The 13,896-nt window shown below is 60.0% G+C and carries 14 protein-coding genes; 12 read left to right on the forward strand and 2 right to left on the reverse strand.

The genetic code is table 11. The annotated features are described in order from the left end of the window. Positions 1 to 62: 62 nt before the first annotated feature. Together GA0061101_RS12950 and GA0061101_RS12955 are read right to left on the reverse strand one after the other, a co-directional pair. Positions 63 to 782: a glycerophosphodiester phosphodiesterase gene (locus tag GA0061101_RS12950; protein ID WP_037201894.1), complete on the reverse strand. Its 720-nt coding sequence runs from the start codon at positions 780 to 782 to the stop codon at positions 63 to 65. Beyond that, positions 782 to 1,249, reverse strand: coding sequence for a RidA family protein (locus GA0061101_RS12955; RefSeq protein ID WP_092573694.1), 468 nt, complete (start codon positions 1,247 to 1,249; stop codon positions 782 to 784). The genes GA0061101_RS12950 and GA0061101_RS12955 overlap by 1 nt, the downstream gene beginning before the upstream one ends. 135 nt (positions 1,250 to 1,384) lie before the next feature. On the opposite strand from GA0061101_RS12955, the gene GA0061101_RS12960 reads away from it, so the two are divergent. The 12 genes from GA0061101_RS12960 (at position 1,385) to rseP (ending at position 13,833) form a co-directional block, all read left to right on the forward strand. After that, positions 1,385 to 2,212 carry a cell envelope integrity EipB family protein gene (locus GA0061101_RS12960; protein ID WP_092573695.1) on the forward strand — a complete coding sequence of 276 codons (828 nt, stop codon included), beginning with the start codon at positions 1,385 to 1,387 and terminating at the stop codon, positions 2,210 to 2,212. A 218-nt stretch (positions 2,213 to 2,430) separates the two neighbouring features. Then, positions 2,431 to 3,510: a toxic anion resistance protein gene (locus tag GA0061101_RS12965; RefSeq protein ID WP_092573696.1), complete on the forward strand. Its 1,080-nt coding sequence runs from the start codon at positions 2,431 to 2,433 to the stop codon at positions 3,508 to 3,510. A gap of 5 nt (positions 3,511 to 3,515) precedes the next feature. After that, positions 3,516 to 5,090 (forward strand): substrate-binding domain-containing protein, encoded by a 1,575-nt coding sequence (locus GA0061101_RS12970; protein WP_047557737.1) that lies wholly within the window; start codon positions 3,516 to 3,518, stop codon positions 5,088 to 5,090. Between the two features lie 7 nt (positions 5,091 to 5,097). Then, on the forward strand, positions 5,098 to 5,715 hold the full coding sequence (locus tag GA0061101_RS12975; protein WP_092573697.1) for a 5-bromo-4-chloroindolyl phosphate hydrolysis family protein: 618 nt from the start codon (positions 5,098 to 5,100) through the stop codon (positions 5,713 to 5,715). Next, positions 5,715 to 6,821 carry a hypothetical protein gene (locus GA0061101_RS12980; RefSeq protein WP_047557730.1) on the forward strand — a complete coding sequence of 369 codons (1,107 nt, stop codon included), beginning with the start codon at positions 5,715 to 5,717 and terminating at the stop codon, positions 6,819 to 6,821. The genes GA0061101_RS12975 and GA0061101_RS12980 overlap by 1 nt, the downstream gene beginning before the upstream one ends. A gap of 188 nt (positions 6,822 to 7,009) precedes the next feature. Then, complete coding sequence (gene rpsB / locus GA0061101_RS12985; RefSeq protein ID WP_037201912.1) at positions 7,010 to 7,777, forward strand: 30S ribosomal protein S2; 768 nt, start codon at positions 7,010 to 7,012, stop codon at positions 7,775 to 7,777. Positions 7,778 to 8,051: 274 nt separating this feature from the next. After that, positions 8,052 to 8,978 (forward strand): translation elongation factor Ts, encoded by a 927-nt coding sequence (tsf, locus tag GA0061101_RS12990; protein WP_037201915.1) that lies wholly within the window; start codon positions 8,052 to 8,054, stop codon positions 8,976 to 8,978. Between the two features lie 134 nt (positions 8,979 to 9,112). Then, positions 9,113 to 9,832 carry a UMP kinase gene (gene pyrH, locus GA0061101_RS12995; protein WP_034505151.1) on the forward strand — a complete coding sequence of 240 codons (720 nt, stop codon included), beginning with the start codon at positions 9,113 to 9,115 and terminating at the stop codon, positions 9,830 to 9,832. 55 nt (positions 9,833 to 9,887) lie between these two features. Further along, positions 9,888 to 10,448, forward strand: coding sequence for a ribosome recycling factor (gene frr, locus GA0061101_RS13000; protein ID WP_034505150.1), 561 nt, complete (start codon positions 9,888 to 9,890; stop codon positions 10,446 to 10,448). A 107-nt stretch (positions 10,449 to 10,555) separates the two neighbouring features. After that, entirely contained in the window at positions 10,556 to 11,302 is a 747-nt protein-coding gene (locus tag GA0061101_RS13005; protein WP_037201917.1) for an isoprenyl transferase, read from the forward strand. Further along, the gene (locus tag GA0061101_RS13010) at positions 11,302 to 12,135 is read left to right on the forward strand and encodes a phosphatidate cytidylyltransferase (RefSeq protein ID WP_047557726.1); all 834 of its coding nucleotides are present in this window, start codon (positions 11,302 to 11,304) and stop codon (positions 12,133 to 12,135) included. Before GA0061101_RS13005 ends, GA0061101_RS13010 begins: the two co-directional genes overlap by 1 nt. Before the next feature lie 24 nt (positions 12,136 to 12,159). Beyond that, the gene (gene rseP / locus GA0061101_RS13015; RefSeq protein ID WP_092573698.1) at positions 12,160 to 13,833 is read left to right on the forward strand and encodes an RIP metalloprotease RseP; all 1,674 of its coding nucleotides are present in this window, start codon (positions 12,160 to 12,162) and stop codon (positions 13,831 to 13,833) included. The last annotated feature ends 63 nt before the right edge of the window (positions 13,834 to 13,896 follow it).

Here is a 13,896-nt window from a genome sequence, read left to right on the forward strand (position 1 = left end):
ATGCAAAGGACGCAGCGGAATTTCAAGTTTGCGCATAAGTCCCTCCTTCAATCGATCCCGATTTATGAGGCTATGCGCGGGTCAAAACCTTCGAAGGTCATCTGGTCAGCATTGGCAAATGTATGTTTGCGGGCCGCTTCGTCGCGCACGGTCCAGGTTATGACCGGAATGCCGCGCTGGCGCTGCGCCGTGATGAAGGGGTTCGGCAGATGGCCGTAGAAGTACGAGATGAAGTCTAGCCCAAGCTGCATGGCTTCGTCATGCTTAAAAAACGCCTCGGGCTCATTTCCGTCGGCCGTGAGACCGATCGGGTAGGGTGCTTCCAGCGCCTTGAGGTCCTTGAGCAGCCAATGGTCGAAGCTCATCAGGGCCACATGTCCCTTGTAGCCTTCCAGCACTTCGAGCACGGCTTCCGCAAAGCCCTCGTCGTCGCCTTCGCGGCCCTTCAGCTCCAGCACCAGCGGTACCTTGCCGTCGCAAAGCCGCAGCAGCTGCTTCAATGTCGGGATCTTGTCCTTGGTGCCGCCGACCGAAAGCAGGCCGAGTTCGGCTGATGTGCGATCGCGCAGCTGAGCGGGCAGATTGCAGACGCGCTGCAGATCGTCGTCGTGGAAGACGACCGGGACGGCGTCCGAGGCATAATGCAGGTCGCATTCGATGGCAAAACCTGCCTCGATGGCCCGGGCAAACGCAGAGAGCGTATTCTCCCAGACCTCCTTGTTCATGTCATGATAGCCCCGATGGGCGACGGGACGTTCGGTCAACCAGGCATGCTTGCTCATCAGGCGATTTCCAGAATGGCATCGATTTCAACGGCGGCATTGAATGGCAGGGCTGCCATGCCGACGGCGGCGCGGGCGTGCTTGCCGGCGTCTCCCAACACGTTTGCCAGAAGATTGGAGGCGCCGTTGATCACAAGGTGTTGTTCGACGAAATCAGGCGTCGAGGCGACGAAGCCGTTCAGCTTGATGAGGCGCTTGATGCGGCCGAGATCGCCGCCGAGCGCTGCCTTTGCCTGCGCAAGAATATTGATGGCGCAGAGTTCGGCGGCGCGCTGGCCGCCGGCAACGTCGACATCCCTGCCGAGATGGCCTGTCACGCCGACCTTGCCGTTTTCCATCGGCAGTTGCCCGGACAGATAGAGAAGATTGCCGCTGACGACATAGGGAACGTAATTCGCGGCCGGTGCGGCGGCCTGCGGCAGAACGATGCCAAGTTCCTTCAGACGACCCTCTATAGCGTCGGACATTTTCATCTCCCGTTTTGTTGTAAAAACTTCAAAAATCCGGCATCAAGACTAAATTCCGTCAATTAGGACCGGCAGCCTCGTTTAAGCCGAAAGCGTTCTTATAACATCGCGTGCGAGTCCAACAGGAGATAATGAATGATCCGCTCGAGTCTTGCTGCAGCTGTCGTTTCGGGTCTGGGCGTTCTATCTCTGGGAAATCCGGCAGCCCATGCGGCCGTTCCGAGTGGCCTCATTGCACATCGCGCCGTCTATGATCTCGAACTGAAGGACGCTTCCGATCGTTCCGGCATCGCCGGCATGTTCGGTCGCATGGTCTATGAATTCGAAGGCTCCGATTGCACAGGGTTCACCACCAATTTCCGCTTCGTCACGCAGATCGACACGGGCGATTCCACACGGGTCAGCGACCAGCAGACGACGACGTTCGAGGATCTGGCCAAGCGGGTGTTCCGCTTCGAAACCAAGTCCTATACCGACAGCCAGCTCGACAAGGACGTGCGCGGCGCCGCGACCGACGACCAGAAGGGCATCAAGGTCGATCTGACTCAGCCGCACAGCAAGCAGATCGAACTCATCCAGAGCCGTTTCCCGACCGAGCATATGCTTGACATCATCCGCAACGCCAAACTCGGCAAGAATTTCTTCGAGGCCCAGGTCTTCGACGGTTCCGACGACGGCGACAAGCCATTGATCGCGACCACCGTCGTCGGCAAGCAGGAGACGCCCGCCACGGATGATCCCGACGCCGACAAGGCCGGCGCCTTTGCCAAGACCGCCTTCTGGCCGGTGTCCGTCGCCTATTTCAACGAGAAGTCCACGGGCGACGCCATACCGGTCTACCGCATGTCGTTCAAGCTTTACGAGAACGGCATAACGCGCGATCTCACCATGGATTACGGCGACTTCGTCCTCACCGGCAAGCTCACCAAGCTCGAGGTTCTCGATACGAAGGCCTGCCAATAGCTCTCGCCGGGCCGCGGCGCAAAGGGCAAAATTTTCGTCATAAAACTGTGATCCAAGTTTCACTATTGTGTGAAACGATCGGCGCGCTTGGGTGAGTCTGACTTTTGCCCGTGCCGATCTGGAATTGTATTGGCGCGCGCGGGGGGATTGATCGTCTTGGGGCGGTCGACAATGTTTTGCGGTCGGCTCTGTGTTTTATGTACGAGAAAGCACAATCTATGAGCAATACCGATATCTCCGCCGGTTCCAACGAGACTCTGCCTGTGGTCGCCGCTGATCCGGGTGAGATCGCCCGCATCGGCGATAGCATCGACATCACCGACCGCGCAGGGATTTCCGTCTACGGCGACCGCGCCCAGCAGTCGGTCTCCGATTATTCCGACCGGATTCTCCGGGAGGTCCGCAATCGGGATCTCGGCGAGGTGGGCAGGCTGCTGACCGAAATCATCATCAAGTCGAAGAAGCTCGATCCGGCTTCCTTGAAGGACGAAAGCTTCCTGTCGCGCGTGTTTTCCTCATTCAGGGCCAGGGTGCAGCGCTTCAAGGAAGAGTTCGAGGATGTGGCGGGCCAGATCGACCGCATCGGGCTCGAGCTTGATCGTCACAAGGATATCCTGCGCCGGGACATCGCCCTTCTCGATGATCTGCACGAAGAGACGAAGCAGTCCATCCTGCAGCTCGATACCTATGTGCAGGCCGGCAAGAATTTCGTTGAGCGCTTTCGCGCCACCGAACTTCCGCGGCTGAAGGGTACGGCCGATGCGGCCTCCACCGGTCCGGGCGGGGGCATGCTGGAGGCGCAGGTCTATCAGGACAGCCTGCAAGCTCTCGATCGTCTCGAGAAGCGGGTTTTCTATCTGCAGCAGGCGCGCCAGCTCGGCATTCAGCAATTGCCGCAGATCCGCATCGTGCAGTCCGGCGACGAAACGCTGATCGAGAACCTGCAGGCAAGCTCGGCGCTGACGGTGCCGGCCTGGAAGCAGAAGATGGTCATCCTGCTCGGCCTGAGCCAGCAGAAATCGGCGCTTGAATTGCAAAAGACGGTGACGGACGCCACCAACGACATGATCCGCGAGGCATCGAAGATGATGAAGGATCAGGCGATTGCCATCGAGCAGCAATCGCAGCGCGGCATCGTCGATATCGATACGCTCGCCGCCGCCAATCGCGACCTGATCGACACAATCAGCGGCGTGCTGAAGGTGCAGGAAGATGGTCGCGCCAAGCGGGCCGAGGCCGAGCAGCGGATGCAGAAAATGACCATAGAGCTCAAGAAGGCGATGATCGAGGCGCGGTGAACTGCATGAAGATCCGCACATTCGTTACCGGCCTGACGCTCGCCGCAGTTCTTGCGCTGAGCGGCTGCAATGTCGGCGGTGATGGCCCGAAGTTCTCGATCGTTTCCGGCTCGGAAAACACCGTCATTCAGCCGATCGTCGAAGAGTTCTGCAAGGAAAAGAAAGCGACTTGCAGCTTCACCTATGAAGGCACGCTGGATATCGGGCTCGCTCTCCAGAGCGAACAAGGCGTCGAACAGGATGCTGTCTGGCCGGCATCGAGCGTTTGGGTCGATATGTTCGACGTCAAGCGCCGGGTGAAGTCGCTGACGTCGGTGGCGCAGATGCCGGTCATTTTCGGCGTGCGCAAATCCAAGGCCGAGGCGCTCGGCTGGATCGGCAAGCCTGTCTACATGAAGGACATATTGGCGGCGGTGAAGAACGGCTCGCTGAAGTTCTTGATGACATCCGCGACGCAATCCAACTCGGGCGCCAGCGCCTATCTCGCAATGCTGTCGAGCGCGCTCGGCAACAAACCCGTCATCGAGCCGGGCGATCTCGACAAGCCGGATGTCCAGGGTGCTGTCCGGTCCCTGCTTGCCGGCGTTGAGCGCTCTTCTGGTTCCTCTGGCTGGCTCGCGGATCTCTATACGGACCAGGCTGCAAAGGGCGTGCTTTACGACGCCATGTGGAATTACGAAGCCGTGCTGAAGGAGACCAATGACAAGCTGGCCGGCATGGGCAAGGAGCCGCTTTATGCCATCTATCCGGCCGATGGCGTCGTGGTTGCCGATTCGCCGATCGGTTTCGTCGATCATGGGCGCGGGCAGGAGGTTGAGGCCTTCTTCAACCAACTCCTTGACTACTTGCGTTCTGCACCGGTGCAGAAGCGCATCGCCGATACCGGCCGCCGCATTCCGCTCGCGGATGTCACCGCCAAGCCGGACCCGTCTTGGAATTTCGATCCGACGCGTCTCGTGACGGCAATTCGCATGCCCGAGCCCGCGGTGATCCGCCAGGCGCTCGATCTCTATCAAGTGGCATTGCGTAAGCCGTCGCTGACCGCCCTCTGCCTCGATTTTTCGGGTTCGATGGAAGGTAAGGGCGAGAACCAGCTGCAGGCGGCCATGCAGTTCCTGTTCAATCCGGATGAGACCGGCAAGGTATTGGCGCAGTGGACGCCGGCGGACCGCATCATGGTCATCCCCTTCGACGCCGATGTGCGCACGACCTTCGAGGCGACGGGAAATCCGGCGCAGCAGAAGAGCTTGGTCGATAAGGTCTCGCTGCAGCATGCCGGCGGCGGTACGGATATGTACGCCTGCGCGGGCAGGGCGCTTGACTGGATGAAGAGTACGCGGGACCTGTCCTCCTATCTGCCGGCGATCGTCATCATGACCGACGGCAAGTCCGACGATGCCAACGGCGATTTCATGAGCCGGTGGAGATCGGTCAACCCGCATGTGCCTGTCTTCGGCATCACCTTTGGCGATGCGGACAAGCGGCAATTGGATGCCTTGGCGCAGGAGACCTCGGCGCGGGTGTTCGATGGCCGCGGCGATCTCGTCAGCGCATTCCGGGCAGTGCGCGGCTATAACTAGGACGATAATGCGCAATTGGTTCGGCAATGACTGGAATTGGATCGTGGCGGGGCTTGTCGCCGCGATTGTCGTTCCTGTGCTGAGCTTTTATGCCGGCATGCCGATATGGATCGCGGCCGTCATCGGCCTGCTCGTCTTCGTGGGTCTTATCTTTGTGCTGGCACCACGCGGCCTCTTCGAAGGGCTGGACGCGAAGGCCATCGGCAGGGGCCGGCTCGAATTCGCCCGCGATCTGCTGAATTCGGCGACACCCGCCGCGCGAAGGCTGGAGGCTTCTGCGACCCAGATCGCCAGCAAGGAGACGGCAAAGCGGGTGCGGCATCTGGCGGAGATCGCCGCCGACGTCTTCGCCAAGGTCGAGGCCAATCCGGAGAGTGCCGGCACGGTGAGGCGGTTCCTCAGCTACTATCTGCCGCGAGCCGCCGAGGTGGCGGAGGGTTTTGCCGTGATCGAGGCGAAGCGCCAGCCGGATGCGACGCGCCTTCAGGAGGTCGATCTGGTTCTGACCAAGCTCGAAGATGCCTTCGTCCACTATTCGGACAGCCTGGTCGACGACAGGCTCGATACGCTTGATACGGAGCTGCGCCTGATACAGGCCTCGCTCAAAGAGGATATAGGACGCTGATGGCCATTTCCCGCCGCGCTTTTGGAGTAGGGCTTCTTGCTGCCGGGGTCGCAGGCACCGGTGGCTATTTCGCCGTCAAGGACAGGCCGGAGCTTCAGGGGTTGCTTGGCAACCGCACGAAGCTTTTCGGCTTCATCGGCGGCGAGAAGGAAGCATTTCTAGCCGACAGCGATGTGATCGGCGCCCTCCACAGCCATGGGCTGGAGATCAACAGTCGCGTCGCTGGCTCCGTCGAGATGGTGCGGGAGCAGGCGCTCCTCTCGCAGAACCCCGCGTTCCTCTGGCCTTCTTCCTCGATCATGGTCGATATAGCCCGGCAGAGCGGCATCAAGATCCGCAACGATCGCGTCATCCTCAACACACCCGTCGTCGTTTATTCCTGGCAGCCTGTCGTCGATGGATTGACCAAGGCCGGGCTTGTCACCACGACATCGGAAGGACAGCATCAGCTCGATCTGAAGGCGCTGCTGGATGCCGTCCTTGCCGGAACAACCTGGTCGAAGCTCGGCGTCAACGCGCTCTATGGACAGTCCCGGATCGTTTCCACGGATCCCAATCGTTCCAATTCAGGCTTCATGTTTTCCGGCCTCGCGCTCAGCCTCCTGAGCGGCAACGTGGCCAGCGCCGACAATCTCGCGCAATTCGGCGACAAGACGCAGTCCATCTTCCGCAATATGGGTTTCAAGTCGTCGTCATCAGGCAAGCTTTTCGAACAGTATCTCGCCGGCGGCATCGGCGGCGAACCGATGATCGTCGGCTACGAGAATCAGTTGGTGGAATGGATCATCGCCGATCCGCAGCGGTGGCACCGGGTCCAGGCCAGCAATGGCGCAAAGCCCGTGGTGCTCTATCCGCATCCGACCGTCTATTCCGCCCATCCGCTCATCGCCATAGACGAACAGGTCGACCGCATGATCGAGGCGTTGATCAGCCCGCGATTGCAGGAGCTTGCCTGGGCCAAGCATGGTTTCCGCGGGCCGCTCGGAACGGCGACCGGAGATGCCGACAGCGCCATTGCCGGCTTGCTTCCGGCGGAGATCGACGCCGTCCTGCCGATGCCGGACGCCAATGTCATGCTGGCATTGCTCGATAAACTGGCGGCTTGAGGGCAGGGCGCGCAGCTATTTTTCGTCCCAAGCCTTGCATTCCCGGCAAATCGAATGTATGGCCAGCCGCATTCCACACGTAAGGCATGGGATTGTCCGGGAGAAATCCGGATCGTTCCGCCCGGTGGCATTCTCGAAGAGAGTGCTGTTCGCCTTGCGGAGGTTCAACCGGAAAAGGAGTCAAAGGCATGGCATTGCCTGATTTTTCTATGCGCCAGCTTCTGGAAGCTGGTGTTCACTTCGGCCACCAGACACATCGCTGGAACCCGAAGATGAAGCCGTACATTTTCGGCGATCGTAACAACATCCACATCATCGACCTCGCTCAGACGGTTCCGATGCTGAGCCGCGCCCTGCAGGTCGTCAGCGACACCGTTGCCCGTGGCGGCCGCGTTCTGTTCGTCGGCACCAAGCGTCAGGCGTCCGAACTGATCGCCGACAGCGCCAAGCGTTCGGCCCAGTACTACGTCAACGCCCGCTGGCTCGGCGGCATGATGACCAACTGGAAGACGATCTCCAACTCGATTCAGCGTCTGCGCAAGCTCGACGAAATCCTCTCCGGCGACGCCCAGGGCTTCACCAAGAAGGAGCGTCTGAACCTCGAGCGCGAGCGCGAAAAGCTTGACAAGGCCCTCGGTGGTATCAAGGACATGGGCGGCACGCCGGACCTGATGTTCATCATCGACACCAACAAGGAAAAGATCGCGATCGACGAAGCCAAGCGCCTCGGCATCCCGGTCGTCGCCATTATCGACTCGAACTGCGATCCGGACCTGATCGACTATCCGATCCCGGGCAACGACGACGCTTCGCGCGCCATCGCTCTTTACTGCGACCTGATCTCGCGCGCTGCCATCGACGGCATCGCTCGCCAGCAGAGCGCATCGGGCCGTGACCTCGGTGCTTCCGAGGAAACTCCGGTCGAGCCGACCCTGGCGGACGGCGCCGAAGCCTGATCGCGCCTCGAGGCGGGCAGGAGACTGTCCGCCCAAGCGCATTGACATCCGGGATAGGGCCGTTTGCGACTTCAAGAAGTTCGAGCGGCCTTATCGCGTTTTGGGTAACGCTTTGCCTGGGCGGTAAATCCAGGCATGTTCCAATCAAGAATTCCAGAGTGTGACGCGGCTTCATAACGCTGTCATACTTACGGGTACATTTCGTCCCTCAAATCGGTGCCGCCTCGGTTCAAAGCCGCTTGCCGCACCGTATGAACCGACAAAGAGGAAGCTTATGACCGAGATTACGGCTGCACTGGTGAAGGAACTGCGCGAAAAGTCTGGCGCAGGCATGATGGACTGCAAGAAGGCGCTGATCGAAACCAACGGCGATATCGAAGCCGCGATTGACTGGCTGCGCGCCAAGGGCATCTCCAAGGCCGACAAGAAGTCCGGCCGTACCGCCGCTGAAGGCTTGATCGCCATTGCCGGCGCCGGTCACAAGGCCGTTGTCGTCGAGCTCAATTCTGAAACCGACTTCGTTGCCCGTAACGATGCCTTCCAGGAACTCGCTCGCGGCATCGCCGAAGTTGCACTGTCCACCGACGGCACGGTCGAAGCCATTTCGGCTGCGACCTATCCCGCATCCGGCAAGCCGGTCGCCGACACCATCAAGGACGCAATCGCAACCATCGGCGAGAACATGACGCTTCGTCGTGCGGCCAAGCTGGAAGTCGAGCACGGCGTCGTGGCGACCTACATCCACAACGCTGCCGGCGACGGTATCGGCAAGCTCGGCGTTCTGGTCGCCCTGAAGTCGGTCGGTGACAAGGCCGTTCTGACGTCGATCGGCCGCCAGGTTGCCATGCACATTGCTGCCACCAACCCGCTGGCTATCCGCGCCGAAGAAGTCGATGCCGCAGTCGCCGAGCGCGAACGCAACGTCTTCATCGAGCAGTCCCGCGAATCCGGCAAGCCGGAAGCCATCATCGAAAAGATGGTGGAAGGCCGCATGCGCAAGTTCTTCGAGGAAGTCGCTCTTCTCTCGCAGGCCTTCGTCATCAACCCGGACCTGACGGTCGCTGCTGCCATCAAGGAAGCTGAAAAGACCGCTGGCGCCGCGATCGAAGTCGTCGGCATGGCCCGTCTGCTCCTCGGCGAAGGCGTCGAGAAGGAAGAAACCGACTTCGCTGCCGAAGTTGCGGCTGTCGCCAAGGGCTGATTGGCAAAAAGAAGCCATCTCCCGGATTGGTGAAACCATATCAGGGAAAACCTCAGGGCATCGCGTGACAACGCGGTGCCCTTCGTGTATCCGGCTTTCACAATCATCCCCCGCGATCACTTCAAGGAGCCACGATGTCTCAGCCGATCTACAAGCGCGTACTGCTCAAGGCCTCCGGCGAAGCCCTCATGGGTAGCCAGGGGTTCGGTATCGATGTTACCGTCTCCGACCGGATTGCATCCGATATCGCCGAAGCGCGCGCAATGGGCGTCGAAGTCGGCGTGGTCGTCGGCGGCGGCAATATATTCCGCGGTGTCGCCGTGGCCTCCAAGGGCGGCGATCGCGTGACCGGCGACCATATGGGCATGCTCGGAACCGTCATCAATGCGCTGGCGCTGGCAACCTCGCTGCGCAAGCTCGACATCGAGACCGTCGTGCTCTCGGCCATTTCCATGCCGGAGATCTGCGAGAGTTTCTCGCAGCGCGCCACGCTCTATCATCTCTCGCTGGGCCGTGTGGTGATCTTTGCTGGTGGCACCGGAAATCCGTTCTTCACCACTGATTCCGCAGCCGCATTGCGCGCCGCCGAAATGGGCGCGCAGGCCATCTTCAAGGGCACGCAGGTCGACGGCATCTATTCCGCCGATCCGAAGAAGTTTCCGGATGCCGAGCGTTTCGATCATCTGACCCACAGCCAGGTGCTGGAAAAGGGGTTGGCGGTCATGGACGTAGCCGCCGTGGCGCTTGCGCGGGAAAATTCAATTCCGATCATCGTTTTCTCTATCCACGAGAAGGGCGGCTTCGCGGAAATCTTGACCGGCGGCGGCCGCAAGACCATCGTATCAGACAACTGACGTTCCTGTGGCGCCGGGCATGCCCGGCGTCGCCTTATTACAGGGGAGTATAGACATGAGTGAAGGCACTGACCTCAAGGAATTGAAGCGCCGCATGGACGGCGCCATCGCGGCATTCAAGAGCGATATCGCCTCGCTGCGCACCGGCCGCGCATCCGCTAACATTCTGGATCCGGTTACGATCGAAGCCTATGGTTCGCGCATGCCGCTGAACCAGGTGTCCAACATCACCGTGCCGGAAGCGCGCATGTTGACCGTATCGGTATGGGACAAGGCGATGGTCGGTGCCGTCGAGCGCGCGATCCGCGAATCCAATCTCGGCCTCAATCCCATCATCGACGGCCAGAATCTGCGCATCCCGCTGCCGGAGCTCAACGAGGAGCGCCGCCGCTCGCTGGTCAAGGTCGCGCACGAATACGCCGAGAAGGCCAAGGTCGCGATTCGCCATGTTCGCCGTGACGGCATGGATGGCCTCAAAAAGGCCGAAAAGGATGGTGTAATCGGTCAGGATGAGAGCCGCTCCCTCTCCGAGCGTGTGCAGAAGATGACGGATGAGACGATTTCGGATGTCGACCGCTTGCTAGCCGACAAAGAAAAGGAAATCATGCAGGTCTAATCGTACGCTGGGGTGTCGTGCTTTCGATTTGGAAACATTGAAAGCGGTGACGGCGCCCTAGATTACGAGATCAGAGCATTCTTCCCGCCGAACGAAACCGGACCCATATGTCAGATCCTACGTTTTCTGCCGTACCCGAACACGTTGCCATCATCATGGACGGCAATGGGCGCTGGGCCAACGCGCGTGGCCTGCCGCGCACCATGGGCCACCGCAAGGGCGTGGAGGCAGTTCGGGAAACTGTTCGAGCGGCTGGTGATATCGGCGTGAAGTATCTCACGCTTTTCGCCTTTTCCTCCGAGAACTGGCGTCGCCCCGAGACCGAGGTGAGCGACCTGCTGGGGCTCCTCAAGGCGTTCATCCGGCGGGATCTTGCCGAGCTTCATCGTCAGAATGTGCGGATCCGCGTCATTGGCGACCGCAGCAATCTGCGCGGCGACATTCTGCCGTTGCTGATCGAGGCTGAGGAGACCACCCGGGACAATACGGCCCTGACGCTGGTCATCGCCTTCAACTACGGCTCTCGCGACGAGATTGCCCGCGCCGTCGTCAGCCTGGCGAAGGATGTCGAAGCCGGGCGGCTGCGTCCGCAGGATATCAGCCCGGAGCTTTTGGACGCCCGCCTGGATACCGCGGGAATTCCCGATCCAGACCTCATTATCCGCACGAGCGGCGAGGAGCGGCTATCGAACTTCCTTTTGTGGCAGGCCGCCTATTCGGAATTCATGTTCATGCCGGAATACTGGCCCGATTTCAGCCGTGACCTGTTCTTCGCCGCGCTGGAGAAATATGCCGCGCGCGACCGGCGCTTTGGCGGCCTCTCCGGCAAGCAGGCGGCGGCCGTGGGGTCCTGATGAGCCGTGAACTCAGGCTGCGCGTCATCTCCGGCATCGTCCTTGCCGTCATTGTTCTTGCGGCTACCTGGTATGGCGGCCTGAGTTTTCGCCTTCTGGCGGCGGCAATCGGCCTGCTCGTCTATTATGAATGGTCGACGATAGCTGACTTGCATGGACGCGATCCCCAGGGAAATGCGCTCGGCTGGCTCGGTCTTGTGCTGATTGCCGGCGCAACGCTGATGAGCGAATCGGTCTATTCCATCGAGGTTCTGGTTGCCTTTGTCGCGGCGACGACGATTATGGTTGCCGTTCGGCGGACGACCTGGTGGCTGCCGGGCGGCATATTCTATTCCGGATTGACAGCGATCGCCCTTGCCGAAATTCGCGACGATGATCTGCGCGGCTTCGTGTTGATGCTGTTCGTCTTCGCGACGGTATGGGCTACCGATATATTTGCCTATTTCGTCGGCCGGGCGATCGGCGGTCCGAAGCTTGCGCCCCGCATATCGCCGGGCAAGACCTGGTCGGGCGCAATCGGCGGTGCCGTTGCCGCCATCATTGCGGGAACCGCTGTTGTCTGGAGCTTCTTTTCCGCCGATGATTTGAGGATCCCGGTGCTTGCGCTGGTGCTGTCGGTTTGCAGCCAGATCGGCGACTTGTTTGAGTCTTTCATCAAGCGCCGTTTCGGTGTGAAGGATTCCAGCCATCTGATTCCAGGCCATGGCGGCGTCATGGATCGAGTCGATGGACTAATTTTTGCTTGTTTTGCAGCGTTTTTGTTGGCTATCGTAATATCGCTGACAATGAGCGGCGAGACCTTGTCATTGGGCGGCGTTCTGCTCGGGGTCTGAAATTAACGCGAACAGGATCGTTGCATGGGTGGCGCGGCTAGCTTCATTGGTTTTTTGACGAACAACGTCATAACGTTTGTTTTCGTCCTGTCGCTGCTCGTTTTCGTGCACGAGATGGGTCACTATCTGGTCGGGCGCTGGTCCGGTATCCGCATCATGGCATTTTCGATCGGTTTCGGCCCCGAAATCTTGGGGCATACTGATCGGCACGGCACGCGCTGGAAGCTTTCGCTCATTCCGCTCGGCGGCTATGTGCGCTTCTTTGGCGACGAGGATGCCTCGAGCAAGACCGATACGGATCAACTCGCGGCCATGACGGAAGAAGAGCGCGCCCAGTCCTTCGCAGGAGCCAAGCTCTGGAAGCGGGCGGCAACCGTTGCCGCCGGTCCGATCGCAAACTTCATTCTCGCCATAGCAATCTTTGCCGTTCTTTTCAGTGTCTACGGTCGCACCGTCGCCGATCCGGTCGTCGCCATGGTGACGCGTGATGGCGCCGCTGCAGAAGCCGGTATCGAGCCCGGCGATCGGCTGATGGCCATCGACGGTGTCAAGGTGAAGACCTTTGACGAAGTGCAGCGCTATGTCGGCCTGCGTCCTGGCCGCACGATCGTTCTGACGGTCGAGCGCGACGGCCAGATGCGCGATTTCCGTATCATGCCGAAGCTGGTGGAGGACACCGATCAATTCGGCAACAAGATGGAGATGGGCCGCATAGGCATCGCGCTCGTAGATCCACTGATTACAGGCGTAGAGCCGAATGGACCGGCGGCAAAGGCCGGCATAGTGGCTGGAGATCGCCTGATCGCCGCGGATGGCAATGCTATAGCGACCTACTACGATATCGGCCGCTATATCGGTGACCGCGCCGGCAAGAGCATCGTACTGACGATACAGCGCAACGGCGAGATACGCGATTTTCCGATTGTGGCGGAAACGCTGACGGAAACGGATGCCTCCGGAAACAAGAAGGATGTCGGCAGCATCGGCATTGCGCCGATCGATCCGTTGGTGGCGTCGATCGCTCCGGATAGCCCCGCTGAAGCTGCCGGTCTTGAACTCGGCGACCGCATCCTTTCCGTCGATGGACAGGCCGTGGGCTCCATCAGCGAAGTGCAGCGTTACGCCGCCTCTCACGCCGACAAGCCCGTGGCCCTGTCCGTCGAGCGCGGCGGCCAGACACGCGATGTGACGGTTACGCCGAAGAAATCCGCGGAGACCGATATTTTCGGCGCGCAGATCGAAATAGCCACCATCGGCATCACCGACGGTCAGAAGCCGATCAGGCTGCGCTACGAAGCCTACGGGCCGTTCCAGGCGCTCGGCGAAGGGGTGAAGCAAACGGGCAGCATCGTCTCCGGCACCTTCGAATATATCGCCAACGTTATCGGCGGCTACATGAAGGCCGACCAGCTTGGCGGGCCGATTCGGGTTGCGCAGCTGTCCGGACAAATGGCAACCTTAGGTTTCTCTGCGGTGCTCCAGTTCGCCGCCATACTTTCTGTTTCAATAGGGTTATTAAATTTGATGCCCGTCCCGGTACTTGATGGCGGCCATCTGATGTTCTATGCGATTGAAGCCGTCAGGGGAAAACCCTTGGGTGCACGGGCACAGGATATCGCTTTCCGGATCGGATTTGCGATGGTGCTGTCACTCATGGTGTTTGCGACATGGAACGATATTAGTTCCCGAATAGGCTAGTGGGGCAACGCGAGAGGAAATTACGATTTATTTACGATGTTTCAAAGCTGTAGTGGCGAATGG

The sequence above is a fragment of the Martinezella lusitana genome (genome assembly GCF_900094565.1).
In the GTDB taxonomy this organism is placed as follows: Bacteria; Pseudomonadota; Alphaproteobacteria; order Rhizobiales; family Rhizobiaceae; genus Rhizobium; species Rhizobium lusitanum.

Bases quoted from the DNA above. Each gene is read 5' to 3' on its own strand.
- pyrH (WP_034505151.1), top strand. From the start codon at position 9,113: ATGTCTCAGCCGATCTACAAGCGCGTACTGCTCAAGGCCTCCGGCGAA.
- rseP (WP_092573698.1), top strand. From the start codon at position 12,160: ATGGGTGGCGCGGCTAGCTTCATTGGTTTTTTGACGAACAACGTCATA.
- GA0061101_RS12980 (WP_047557730.1), top strand. From the start codon at position 5,715: ATGGCCATTTCCCGCCGCGCTTTTGGAGTAGGGCTTCTTGCTGCCGGG.
- GA0061101_RS12975 (WP_092573697.1), top strand. From the start codon at position 5,098: ATGCGCAATTGGTTCGGCAATGACTGGAATTGGATCGTGGCGGGGCTT.
- GA0061101_RS12965 (WP_092573696.1), top strand. From the start codon at position 2,431: ATGAGCAATACCGATATCTCCGCCGGTTCCAACGAGACTCTGCCTGTG.
- tsf (WP_037201915.1), top strand. From the start codon at position 8,052: ATGACCGAGATTACGGCTGCACTGGTGAAGGAACTGCGCGAAAAGTCT.
- GA0061101_RS13005 (WP_037201917.1), top strand. From the start codon at position 10,556: ATGTCAGATCCTACGTTTTCTGCCGTACCCGAACACGTTGCCATCATC.
- GA0061101_RS12950 (WP_037201894.1), bottom strand. From the start codon at position 782: ATGAGCAAGCATGCCTGGTTGACCGAACGTCCCGTCGCCCATCGGGGC.
- GA0061101_RS13010 (WP_047557726.1), top strand. From the start codon at position 11,302: ATGAGCCGTGAACTCAGGCTGCGCGTCATCTCCGGCATCGTCCTTGCC.
- frr (WP_034505150.1), top strand. From the start codon at position 9,888: ATGAGTGAAGGCACTGACCTCAAGGAATTGAAGCGCCGCATGGACGGC.
- GA0061101_RS12960 (WP_092573695.1), top strand. From the start codon at position 1,385: ATGATCCGCTCGAGTCTTGCTGCAGCTGTCGTTTCGGGTCTGGGCGTT.
- GA0061101_RS12970 (WP_047557737.1), top strand. From the start codon at position 3,516: ATGAAGATCCGCACATTCGTTACCGGCCTGACGCTCGCCGCAGTTCTT.
- GA0061101_RS12955 (WP_092573694.1), bottom strand. From the start codon at position 1,249: ATGTCCGACGCTATAGAGGGTCGTCTGAAGGAACTTGGCATCGTTCTG.
- rpsB (WP_037201912.1), top strand. From the start codon at position 7,010: ATGGCATTGCCTGATTTTTCTATGCGCCAGCTTCTGGAAGCTGGTGTT.